We start from the raw sequence: 12,810 nt of genomic DNA, 5'->3' as shown, positions 1-12,810 counted from the left end.
TTGTTGTTGTTTTGTGGGTGGGGGGGGGGGGGGGGCGGGGGGGGGGGGGGGGGGGCCCCCCCCCCCCCCCCCCCCCCCCCCCCCCCCCCGCCCCCCCCCCCCCCGGGGGGGGGGGGCCCCCCCGCCGTTGTGTACGGCTTCCTCAGCCCGACAGCCTGCGGTAGCGGCGGGTCGTCAGCGGCACGAAGACCGCGAGGAGCGCCACGCACCACAGCAGGAGGTACAGCCCGGAGTGCTGCGCGGCCCAGCCGGTGGACTCCGGGAAGTCCTCCGGAATCGGGTTGCCGAACAGGTTCCGGATGGTGTCGCACAGCGCCGTCAGGGGACTCCACTCGGCCACGGCCTTGAACGGCTGGATCATGTACTGACTGCCCACCAGGGCCGACGAGATGAAGGTGAACGGGAACACCCACATGATGCCGAGGCTCTGCGCGCTCTCCAGCCGCTTGCAGCGCAGGCCGATGTAGGCGCCCACCCAGGAGATCGCGAAGGCGAACAGCAGCAGCAGGCCGTACGCCGCGGCGGCCGACCAGAAGTCGGACCTGATCCGCCAGCCGATGGCGAGACCGCACAGCGACAGCAGCGCGATGTTCATCGCGGTCGCGGCCAGGTCGGAAGTGGTACGGCCGACGAGCACGGCGGTGCGTGAGATGGGCAGCGACCGGAACCGGTCGACGATGCCCTTCTCCATGTCGTACGCGATACCGACCGTGGTGTAGATGCTCACGAACACCGCGTTCTGGCCCAGCATGCCCGGAATCAGATACTCGGGGTACAGGGCGCCGAGCCCGCCGCCGATCACGAAGGCGAAGAGCACGACGAACATGATGGACGTGCACAGATGGGAGATCAGGGCGCCGGGCTCCCGCCAGATGTGCAGCAGGTTGCGCCCGGTGATGATCGAGCCGCTGCGGGCGGCCTCGGTGATGCTGCTCACGACACCTTCTCGGGGACTCGGTCCTGGGTCTCGGCCGACCCGGACTCGGCTGGTTCGGGCCTGCCGGTCAGGGACAGGAACACGTCGTCGAGCGTCGGTCGCTGCAGGCCGATGTCGACCAGCTCCACGTCACGGTCCTCCAACTGCCTGATGGCCGCGCCCAGCGCCTTGACGCCGGTGCTCACGGTCACCGACACGGTGCGTGCCAGCTCCTCCACCACCGGGACGGCCGTGCCGATGCCGGCGAGGACCTCCGTCAGGGCGGCCACGCCACCCGCCGTCGCCGCGACGGCGCGGATCTTGTCGGCGCCGATCTGCGCCTTGAGCCGGTCGGCCGTGTCGTGCGCGATGACCCGGCCGTGATCGATGACGGCGACCGAGTCGGCGAGCTGATCGGCCTCCTCCAGGTACTGCGTGGTCAGCAGCACCGACGTGCCGTCGCCGACCAGTTCGCCCACCTGGTCCCAGGTGTCCAGCCGGCCGCGCGGATCGAGGCCCGTCGTCGGCTCGTCGAGCACCATCACGGCGGGATCGCCGACGAGCGCGCTCGCCAGGTCGAGACGGCGCCGCATGCCGCCCGAGTACGTCTTGGGCGGCCGGCCCGCCGCCTCCTTGAGGCCGAAGCGGTCGATCAGACTGGTGGCGCGGTCGATGGCCGCCGACTTGGACAGGCCGCCCAGCCGGGCGAACATCACCACGTTCTCGTATCCGGTGAGGCTCTCGTCGACCGCCGCGAACTGGCCCGACAGGCCTATCGAACGCCGCACCTCGTGCGGATTCTTCAGGACGTCGTGGCCGTTGACCCAGGCACGGCCGCCGTCCGGCCGAAGCAGCGTGGAAAGACAGCGCACGGTCGTGGTCTTGCCCGCGCCGTTGGGTCCCAGCAGACCGAGGACCTGGCCCGTCGGCAGTTCGAGGTCCACGCCGTCGAGTGCGCGGAACGAGCCGAAATTCTTGACGAGCCCTTCGGCCCGCAGGGCTGTACTTGGCTTGGAAGCAGTCATATTCACCCCGGTAGCCGGTGGAAGCTCAGGCGCCGGGCAGCTCGCGTCGAATGCGCTTTCCCATTGCCTCGGATGGAATTCCAGTCGAACGTGAAGCAGGCCTGCCGCCCGGAAGTCCGATAAGGACCAGGAGAGTTGTATTCCCTGCGGCACTCTGCCGACACTCGACGGCCTACCTTACGGACCACCGGCCGGATGTGGGCAGCGGGCGCGTTTCCGACCTGAGAACAGGGGCATCTAGGGGCGGCCTAGGGGGAGTTCCGCGAGCCGGAGCGACACGTTCGTCTATACATTCTCAAGGTATCCCGACCGAATGCTGCCCTGATTCGGCCCGCCTGATTCCGGCCCCTGGCGGCCGCGGTGTTCCACGTATCGGTGAGTGAGCGGAGCGCAATGACACACGGCCTTGACGAGCTCTCCAACGATTCGCGCGGGGCGGCCTTGCGTATTCGCCTGCGCGACCTCGGCGCGGACGAGCGCGAGCGGCTGCTGACCGAACTCGTGCGCGGCGCCGTCGCCGACGTCCTCGGCCCCGCGGGACCCGGCGCCGTGCCCGAGCGGCAGGCCTTCCGGGAGCTCGGCTTCGACTCGCTCACCGCCGTGAACCTGCACGCCCGGCTGACCGCAGCCACCGGCCTGCGACTGCCCGTCACCCTCGCCTTCGACCACCCGACACCGCGCGCCCTCGCCCATCACCTGCTCACCGAACTCCTCGGCGAGGTGCCCGGCGGGCCGCCCGCCGACGAGCCGGCCGCGGCGGCACCCGGCGAACCCGTCGCCGTCGTCGGCATGGCCTGCCGGTTCCCCGGCGGCATCACCTCGCCCGAGCAGTTGTGGCAACTCCTCGTCGAGGGCGGCGAAACCCTGACCCGCCTGCCCGGGGACCGCGACTGGGACGTCGACCGCCTCTACTCCCCGGACAGCCGCCGCCCCGGCACCACCTACGTCGACAAGGGCGGATTCCTGCACGACGCCGCCGACTTCGACGCCGGTTTCTTCGGCATCTCACCGCGCGAGGCCCTCGCCATGGACCCGCAGCAGCGGGTACTCCTCGAAACCGCCTGGGAGGCGTTCGAACGAGCCGGGATCGACCCGACGGCGCTGCGCGGCACCCGCACCGCCGTGTACGTCGGCGCCGAGGCCCAGGAGTACGGGCCGCGCATCGCCGCCGCCCCGGACGGCATGGAGGGCCATCTCGTCACCGGCACCGCGGGCAGCGTCACCTCCGGCCGGATCGCCTACACCCTCGGACTCGAAGGCCCCGCCGTCACCGTCGACACCGCCTGCTCGGCATCCCTCGTCGCGCTGCACCAGGCCGCGCAGGCCCTGCGCCTGGGGGAGGCCTCGCTCGCCCTGGCCGGCGGAGTGGCCGTGATGTCGAGCCCCGGCGGCTTCGTCTCCTTCAGCCGCCAGCAGGGACTGGCTGCCGACGGCCGCTGCAAGGCGTTCGCCGCCACCGCCGACGGCACCGCCTGGTCCGAAGGGGCCGGCCTGCTCGTCCTGGAACGCCTCTCGGACGCACGCCGCAACGGGCACCAGGTCCTCGCGGTCGTCCGGGGCACCGCCGTCAACCAGGACGGCGCCTCCAACGGCCTCACCGCACCCAACGGCCCCTCCCAGCAACGCGTCATCCGCCAGGCTCTCGCCGCCGCCGGCCTCACCTCCCGTGACGTCGACGCGGTCGAGGCCCACGGCACCGGCACCACGCTCGGCGACCCGATCGAAGCACAGGCCCTCCTCGCCACCTACGGCCAGGACCGGGCCGGCACCGGACCGCTCCTGCTGGGCTCACTCAAGTCGAACATCGGGCACACCCAGGCCGCGGCCGGTGTCGCCGGTGTCATCAAGATGGTCATGGCGATGCGCCACGGCACCCTGCCCCGGACCCTGCACATCGACGAGCCGACCCCGCACGTCGACTGGACCGCCGGAGCCGTCGAACTGCTCACCGAGACCACCGCCTGGCCCGACACCGGCCGGCCGCGCCGGGCCGGGATCTCCTCCTTCGGCTTCAGCGGAACCAACGCCCACGCCGTCATCGAGGAAGCGCCCGCCCCCGAACCCGCCGCACCGCGGGGACCGTCACCCGACCGCGGTGATCCCACCGCGTCCGACCGCGGCCAGGTCACCGCCGGCAGCGCACCCGTCGTCCTGTCCGCACCCGGCGACGCCGCGCTGCGCGACCGGGCCGGCACGGTACGGGCACGCCTCACCGACCACCTCGCCGACCACCCGCGGACGACCGTCGCCGACATCGCACGCGCCCTGGCCGCCACCGACACGGGTGACCCCGCGCGCGCCGTCGTCGTCGCGGGTGGCACCCACGACCTGCTCAACGCCCTCGACGCGCTCGCGGACGGCAGGACCCACTCCCACCTGCTGCGGGGGCGCACCCCGAGACCCGGCCCGCACCCCACCGGCACGACCTTCGTCCTCTCCGGCGGCGACGCCCGGCGCGTCGGCATGGGACAGGAACTGCTCACCGTCTTCCCCGTGTTCGCCGACGCCCTCACCGAGGCGTACGCGCACCTCGACCCCTACCTGGAGCAGCCCTTGGCCGAGGTGCTGGCCGAAGGAGGCCCACGACTCGCCGACCCGCTCTACGCCGACTGCGCCGTGTACGCGTACGACGTCGCCCTGCACCGTCTGCTCACCTCCTGGGGCCTGACCCCGGACCGGCTCGCCGGACACGGCGTGGGAGAACTGGCCGCCGCACACGTCGCGGGCGCGCTGAAACCCGCGGACGCCGCGGCCCTGGTCGTCGCGCACGGCAACCGGCTGCCGCGCCCCGGCCTCGACTGGCTCACGGAACTGATCGGGTTCGCCGAACCGGACATCCCCGTCCTCTCGGCGCTCACCGGCGACATCGCCGACGTCGGCGACGCCGCCTACTGGAACCGACGCCTCGGCACGGACGGCCGGGACGGTGCCACCCCCGACGCCCTGGCCCAGCTCCCGGGCCGGACCGTGAACCTCGGCCCCGACCACCTGGCCGGCGGCGCCCTCGGCGAGACCGAAAGCCTCCTGCGCAGAATCGGAGCCCTCCACACCGGGGGAGTCTCGCCCGACTGGGAGGCCTTCTTCACCGGCTGGCGCACCCGGCCGCTCGACCTGGACCTCGAACCCGCGGACGGCCCGCTGCCGTGGCTGGTCTCCGCCCGCTCGCAGACCGCGCTCGCCGCGCAGGCCCGACGGCTGAGGGACGCCCTCACCGACGACGTACGACCGCTCGACGTCGCCTACTCCCTGGCCACGACACGCGCCGCACTGGAACACCGGGCCGTCGTCGTGGGCACCGGCCGCGAGGAACTGACCAGGGCCCTGGACGCCCTGGCCGGAGGAACCCCGGCCGCCGGCGTGGTGCGCGGCGACGCCTCGGCCCCCGGACCGACGGCCGTGCTGTTCTCCGGCCAGGGCTCCCAGCGCGCCGGCATGGGCGGCGAACTGTACGAGGCGTTCCCCGCCTTCGCCGACGAACTGGACACCGTCTGCGCGAAGTTCGACGGACTGCTGGACAGACCGCTGCGCGACGTCATGTTCGAGGACGGCGAGGCGCTGCACCGGACCGGCTGGACACAGCCCGCCCTGTTCGCCCTCGAAGTCGCCCTGTACCGGCTGCTGGAGTCGTGGGGGCTGCGGCCCGACTACGTCACCGGACACTCGATCGGTGAGCTGGCCGCCGCGCACGTCGCCGGGGTGCTGTCCCTGGACGACGCGGTCACCCTGGTCGCCGCCCGGGGACGGCTGATGCAGGCGCTGCCCGAGGGCGGCGCGATGCTGGCGATCGCCGCCGACGAGACCACCGTGGCCCCCTACCTCCGAGGCCACGAGACACAGGTGTCCCTCGCGGCCGTCAACGGCCCGTCGTCCGTCGTCGTCGCCGGCGACGCGGACATCGTCGCCGACATCGGCGCACACTGCGCGCGGCTGGAACTGCGGACCAAGGAACTGCGGGTCAGCCACGCCTTCCACTCGCCGCGCATGGACCCGATGCTGGACGACTTCCGCCGCGTCGCCGAGTCACTGTCGTACGCGCGGCCGCGCATCCCGGTGGTCTCCAACCTCACCGGGCGGCCCGAGGACGTGGCGTCCGCCGACTACTGGGTGCGCCACGTCCGCGAGGCCGTGCGCTTCGGCGACGGGATCCGCTGGCTCCAGGACCAGGGTGTCGGCGTCTACCTCGAACTGGGCCCGGACGGCGTGCTGTCGGGCATGGCCCAGGAATCCCTCACCGGCCGGCCGACGCTGATATCCGCCCTGCGCCGAGGACGCCCCGAACCGGAAACCCTGCTCACGGCCCTCGGGCGGTACCACGCCGTGGGAGCGGACCTGGACTGGCCCGCGTTCTTCACCGGCCGCGACACCCGCCGCGTGGACCTGCCCACCTACGCGTTCCAGCGCGAGCGCTACTGGCTGAGCCCGTCCTCGGAAGCCACCCGGGCCGCCGCCGTCGGACTGGCCTCGGCCGACCACCCACTGCTCGGCGCCGTGGTGCACATACCGGAGGACGGCGGACTCCTGGTCACCGGACAGCTGTCGCTCGCCTCGTCCGGCTGGCTCCGGGACCACACCGTCGGCGGAACGGTCCTGCTGCCGGGCCCGGCGCTCCTGGAGTGCGTACTGCGCGCCGCTGACCTGGCCGGCTGTGACCGGATCGAGGAACTCACCACCGAGACCCCGCCGGCCCTGCCGGAGCGCGGATCCATCGCCGTGCGCATCGTCGTCGGCCCGCCGTCCGACGACGGAGCCCGGACCGTCGCCCTCTACTCGCGGCCCCTCGCCGAGGGCGACGAACCCGACGACATCGCGGACGGCCCATGGGACCGGCACGCCACGGGTCTGCTGACCGGCACACCGGACCACGGCCTCCGGGCGACCACCCCCGCCGTGTCCTGGCCGCCCCAGAACGCGCAGCCGGCCGACCTCACCGGCCTCTACGAACGCCTGGACGACAACGGACACGACTACGGCCCCGCCTTCCAGGGACTGCGCGCCGCCTGGACACTGGACGAAGACCTGTACGTCGAGGCGGCACTGCCCGACACCGGCCCCGACGACGCCGGCCGGTTCGGCATCCACCCCGCCCTGCTCGACGCGGTACTGCATCCGCGGATCCTCCCCGACGCCGGCGAAAAGGGCAGGCCGAGGCTGCCGCACACCTGGCGCGGAGTGACACTGCACGCGGTCGGCGCGGGCGTCGTACGGGCCCTGCTGCGGCCCACGGGCCCCGACACGGTGTCCCTGACGGTGGTCGACGCCGAAGGCCTCCCGGTGCTCCGCGCCGACTCCGTGCTCCTGCGCGAGGCGACCGGCGCGGCCGCCGCCGCGAAGGCACGCGGCGACCTCCTGTACCGCGTCGACTGGGCCGAACTCCCGGCCCGTCACCGGCCCGATGGCGACACCACCGCCTGGGCCCAGCTCGGTGACGCGGGACTCGACGGCGTACCGTCCCATCCCGCACCCGACGCGCTCCCCGACGACCCGCCCGACGTCGTGTTCGCCGCGATCACCGCGGCCGGCAGCGACGGACCCGCCGGCGCCACCCACCGCGCGCTCACGCTCCTGCAGCAGTGGCTGGCCGAGCCACGCCTCGACGAGACCCGCCTCGTCGTGCTGACGCGGGGCGCGGTCAGCACCGGAGTGGACGAGGACGTCACCGACCTGCCGGGAGCGGCCGTCTGGGGTTTGCTCGGCTCCGCGCAGGCCGAGAACCCGGGCCGGTTCGTCCTCGTCGACCTCGGCGCCGACGACCACGGACCCGCCGTGACCGACGCACTGGCCGCCGTACTGCACTCCGGTGAACCCCGCACGGCCGTCCGCGACGGCGTCCCGCGAGCGCCCCGCCTCGCCCGCGCCGCCACCGGCACCGCACTCGTACCCCCCGAGGGCACCGCGCCCTGGCGCCTCGACAGCGGCGCGCGCGGCACCCTCGACAGCCTCGCCCTCGTACCCGCGCCCGAGGCCGCGGCAGAACTCGCCCCCGGGCAGGTACGCGTGGCCGTGCGCGCGGCCGGCGTCTCCGTCCCTGACGTGACGAGCGCGCTGGGCCTGCGGCGAGAGGGGACGGCCCTGGGCGGCGAGGCCGCGGGCATCGTCGTGGAGACCGCCCCCGACGTCACCGACCTCACCCCCGGCGACCGGGTCCTCGGACTCGTCGACCGGGCCTTCGGCACCCACGCCGTGGCCGACCGGGCCCTGCTCGCCCCGACACCCGACGGCTGGTCCCACGAGCGGGCCGCCGCCACCCCGCTCGCCTTCCTCACCGCCTACCACGCCCTGGTCGACCTGGGCGGCCTGCGCGAGGGCGAGTCCGTCCTCGTGCACCGCGGCACCGGCGACATCGGCATGGCGGCGATCCAACTGGCCCGGCACCTGGGCGCGGAGGTGTACGCCACCGCCGACGAGGAACAGTGGGACGCCCTGCGCTCCCTGGGCCTCGACGACGAACACCTCGCCTCCACGCACACCCCCGCCTTCGAAACGGCGTTCCTCGAGACGACCGGCGGACGAGGAGTCGACCTCGTACTCGACACGTCGGCCCGGCAGTCCACCGACCCCTCGCTCCGGCTGCTGCCACGAGGCGGACGGTTCCTGGCGACCCACCCGGCCGACCCCCGAGAGCCGGACGCGACCGGCGCGTCACACCCCTCCGCCAACCAGCCCTCCGTCGCACCCCCCGCCACCGCCCACCCTGACGCCGGGCACCCCGTAACCGCCCACCCTGACGCCGGGCACCCCGTAACCGCCCACCTCGACGCCGCACACCCCGGCGTCGCGTACACGGCCGTCGACCTCCGCCGGGCGGACCCGCGGCGCGTCCAGGAGATGCTCACCGAAGTACTGCACCTGTTCGCAACGGGCGTCCTCCAGCCCCTCCCGGTCAGGACCTGGGACGTACGCAGGGCACGGGACGCCTTCCGCCGCGCCGGACGGCCGGAGCACACCGGCAAGACGGTCCTCACCGTGCCGCACGCCCTCGACCCCGAGGGCACGGTGCTGATCACGGGCGGCACCGGGACGCTGGGCGCCGAGCTGGCCCGGCACCTGGCCGCCGAACGGGGCGTACGGCACCTGCTGCTGACCAGCCGCAGGGGACGCGAGGCCAAGGGCATCCAGGAACTGGAAGCCCAACTGACCGAACTGGGAGCCGAAGTGACCGTCGCGGCCTGCGACGCCGCCGACCGCGACGCGCTCGCCGCCACCCTCGCCGCGATCCCCACCACCCACCCGCTGACCGGCGTCGTCCACGCCGCCGGCGTCCTCGACGACGCCACGATCGGATCCCTCACCCCCGAGCGCGTCGACGCCGTGTTCCGCCCGAAGGCGGACGCCGCCCGCCATCTGCACGAACTGACCCGGCACCTGGACCTGGCGATGTTCACCCTGTTCTCGTCGTCGGCGTCCGTTTTCGGCGACGCCGGCCAGGGCAACTACACCGCCGCCAACGCCTACCTCAACGCCCTGGCCCAGCACCGCCGCCGGCACGGACTCGCCGGACAGGCACTCGCCTGGGGCTTCTGGGCCCAGCGCAGCGCCCTCACCGCACACCTCACCGACGCGGACGTCACCCGCATGGCACGCACCGGTACCGGCGCCCTCACCACCGAGGACGGCCTGGGCCTCTTCGACACCGCGAGCCGCACGGACGAACCCCTCCTCGTCCCCGCCAGGCTCAACACCCGCGCCCTGCGCGAGTCGGGCGCCGCGGTCCCGCCGCTCCTGCGCGGCCTCGTCCGCCCGGCGGCACGGCACGCCGCGGCGGGACCCGGGACAACGGGACCCAGCCTCGCCGAACGGCTCGCCGGACTCACCCCGGCCGAGCAGCACACGGCGCTGCTCGACCTGGTACGGGCCAACGCAGCAGCGGTACTCGGACACGACGGACCCGCGTCCGTGGAACCCGGCCGCACCTTCCAGGAACTCGGCTTCGACTCCCTGACCGCGGTCGAGTTCCGCAACCAGCTGTCCGAGGCCACCGGCATCCGGGTGCCGAGCACCCTGGTCTTCGACTACCCCACACCGACGGCGCTCAGCGATCACCTCGCCGCCGAACTGCTCGGCCAGGGCACGCAGATCTCGGCCGCCGCGGCGGTGCTCGCCGACATCGACCGGATCGACGCCGCGATCGGCGCCATCGACCGGGACGACGAGGAGGCGGCACAGATCGCCGCCCGCCTCCAGTCCACTCTCTCCCGGTGGAACACCCAGTACGGCACAGAAGTCGAGGCAGACGGCACGGAACTGGAGTCGGCCTCCGCCGACGACCTGTTCCACATCATCCAGAACGAGTTCGGGCGATCTTGAAATGAGCTCTGTACACAAGGCGGAGCCCGGAAAGCGAGTGGTGAACTGATGTCGAACGAGAAGCTCCTCGACAACCTCCGGTGGATGACCGCCGAGCTGCGGCGCACCCACCGCAGGGTCGCCGAACTCGAGGAAGCGGATCGCGAGCCCATCGCCATCGTGGGGATGAGCTGCCGCTTCCCCGGCGGCATCGACTCACCCGAGCGACTGTGGGACGTCGTCGCCTCCGGCACCGACACCATCGGCCCGTTCCCGCTCGACCGCGGCTGGGACATCGACGGCCTCTACGACTCCGTACCCGACCTGCCCGGCTCGTCCCGGACCCAGCAGGGCGGTTTCGTGACCGACGCCGACCGCTTCGACCCGGCGTTCTTCGGTATCTCACCGCGCGAAGCACAGGCCATGGACCCCCAGCAGCGCCTGATGCTCGAAGCCGCCTGGGAAGCCGTGGAACGCGCCGGCATCGACCCCCTGTCCCTGCACGGCACCCGCACCGGCGTCTTCGCGGGTGCCGTCCACGGCGACTACGGCACCTCCGTGCCCACCGTGTCCGACGACCTGAAGCCCTACCTCGTCAACGGCAACACCGACAGCGTCCTGTCCGGCCGCATCTCATACACCCTGGGCCTCGAGGGCCCCGCGATCACCGTGGACACGGCGTGCTCGTCGTCCCTGGTGGCACTGCACCTGGCGGCACGGTCACTGCGCCAGGACGAATGCTCCCTCGCCCTCGCCGGCGGCGTCACCGTCATCTCCGTGCCCGAGCTGTTCACCGAGTTCGCCCGGCAACGCGGCCTGGCGATGGACGGCCGCTGCAAGGCCTTCGCCGAGGCCGCCGACGGCACCAACTGGGGCGAGGGCGCCGGCGTCGTCGTCCTGGAGAAACTCTCCGCCGCACGCCGCAACGGACACCGGATCCTCGCCGTGCTCCGAGGCTCGGCGATCAACCAGGACGGCGCCTCCAACGGCCTGACCGCCCCCAACGGCCCCTCGCAGCAGCGCGTCATCCGCCAGGCGCTGGCCAACGGCCGACTGACCGCCTCCGAGGTCGACGCGGTGGAGGCCCACGGCACCGGCACCGCGCTGGGCGACCCGATCGAGGCACAGGCCCTGCTCGCCACCTACGGCGACGAGCGCGACGGCGACCGGCCGCTGTGGCTCGGTTCCATCAAGTCGAACATCGGGCACACCCAGGCCGCGGCCGGTGTCGCCGGTGTCATCAAGATGGTCATGGCGATACGCCACGGCCTGCTGCCCAGAACCCTTCACGTCGACACCCCCTCGTCCCACGTCGACTGGACGGCCGGCCAGGTCGAGCTGCTGACCGACAACCAGGAGTGGCCGGAGACCGGCCGCCCGCGGCGGGCGGGTGTGTCCTCGTTCGGGATCAGCGGTACCAACGCGCACGTCATCCTGGAGCAGGCACCCGAGCCCGAGGAGGACGAGGAGACGTCGTCCGAGCCGGTGCCGGGTTCGGTGCCGGGTTCGATGCCTGGATCCGTGTCGGCCCCGGTGGTGGTGCCGTGGGTGCTGTCCGGCAAGTCGGCGGAGGCGCTGAAGGCACAGGCCGAGCGGCTGCTGGCGCACGTCGCGGACCCGGAGGGTCTGACGCCGGTCGACGTCGGCTTCTCGCTGGCCACTTCGCGGGCTGCTTTCGATTGCCGTGCTGCGGTGGTGGGTGGTGACCTGGAGGAGCTGTGCGAAGGGTTGCGTGCGGTTGCCTCGGGTGAGGTGGCCGGGCGAGCGGTGAGCGGCACGGCTCTGGGTGCGGACGGCAAGTCCGTGTTCGTGTTCCCGGGTCAGGGTTCGCAGTGGGTGGGCATGGCGGCGGAGCTGATGTCTTCTTCGCCGGTGTTCGCGGGGCGGATGCGGGAGTGTGCGGAGGCTCTGTCGTCGCATGTGGAGTGGTCGTTGTTCGACGTGCTTGGTGATGCGGAGGCGTTGGAGCGGGTGGACGTGGTCCAGCCGGTGCTGTGGGCGGTGATGGTGTCGCTGGCGGAGCTGTGGCGTTCGTACGGGGTCGTGCCGGCTGCTGTGGTGGGGCATTCGCAGGGTGAGATCGCGGCTGCGTGTGTGGCGGGTGCGCTGTCGATCGAGGATGCGGCGAAGGTGGTGGCGCTGCGGTCGAAGGCGATTCTGGCGCTGTCGGGTGCGGGTGGCATGGTGTCGGTGGCGCTGCCGGTGGGGGAGGTCCGGGAGCGGCTGTCGGACGGGCTGTCGGTGGCTGCGGTCAACGGGCCTTCCTCCGTGGTGGTCTCCGGGGATGTGGCCGGCCTGGACGCGTTGCTGGCCGGGTGTGAGGCGGAGGAGGTCCGTGCCCGTCGTATTCCGGTGGACTACGCGTCGCACTCGGTGCACGTGGAGGCCATCCGCGACGAGCTCCTGGATGTTCTGGCGGGGTTGGAGCCGCGTGCGTCGGAGGTGCCGTTCTTCTCGACGGTGACGGCGGACTGGCTGGACACGTCGACGTTGGATGCGGAGTACTGGTACACGAATCTGCGGCAGACGGTGCGTTTCGAGGAGGCGACGAGGGCGCTGGCGGAGCAGGGCCATCGCTTCTTCGTG

At 72.8% G+C, this 12,810-nt stretch carries 4 protein-coding genes; 2 read left to right on the top strand and 2 right to left on the bottom strand.

Going from position 1 to position 12,810, the window contains the following annotated elements:
- Positions 1-142: 142 nt before the first annotated feature.
- Positions 143-937, bottom strand: a complete 795-nt coding sequence (locus tag ACH4F2_RS34670; RefSeq protein WP_398136697.1) for an ABC transporter permease — start codon at positions 935-937, stop codon at positions 143-145.
- Positions 934-1,941 carry an ATP-binding cassette domain-containing protein gene (locus ACH4F2_RS34665; RefSeq protein WP_398136696.1) on the bottom strand — a complete coding sequence of 336 codons (1,008 nt, stop codon included), beginning with the start codon at positions 1,939-1,941 and terminating at the stop codon, positions 934-936. Before ACH4F2_RS34665 ends, ACH4F2_RS34670 begins: the two co-directional genes overlap by 4 nt.
- A gap of 360 nt (positions 1,942-2,301) precedes the next feature.
- On the opposite strand from ACH4F2_RS34665, the gene ACH4F2_RS34660 reads away from it, so the two are divergent.
- Both ACH4F2_RS34660 and ACH4F2_RS34655 read left to right on the top strand, forming a co-directional pair.
- The gene (locus ACH4F2_RS34660; RefSeq protein ID WP_398136695.1) at positions 2,302-10,245 is read left to right on the top strand and encodes an SDR family NAD(P)-dependent oxidoreductase; all 7,944 of its coding nucleotides are present in this window, start codon (positions 2,302-2,304) and stop codon (positions 10,243-10,245) included.
- Positions 10,246-10,293: 48 nt separating this feature from the next.
- On the top strand, positions 10,294-12,810 hold a 2,517-nt coding region (locus ACH4F2_RS34655), incomplete at its 3' end, for a type I polyketide synthase (RefSeq protein WP_398136694.1).

The sequence above is a fragment of the Streptomyces sp. NPDC017890 genome, from assembly GCF_044328675.1.
Taxonomy (GTDB): domain Bacteria; phylum Actinomycetota; class Actinomycetes; order Streptomycetales; family Streptomycetaceae; genus Streptomyces.
Note: the sequence above shows the minus strand (reverse complement) of the source record. Positions and strands in the feature narration are given on the sequence as shown.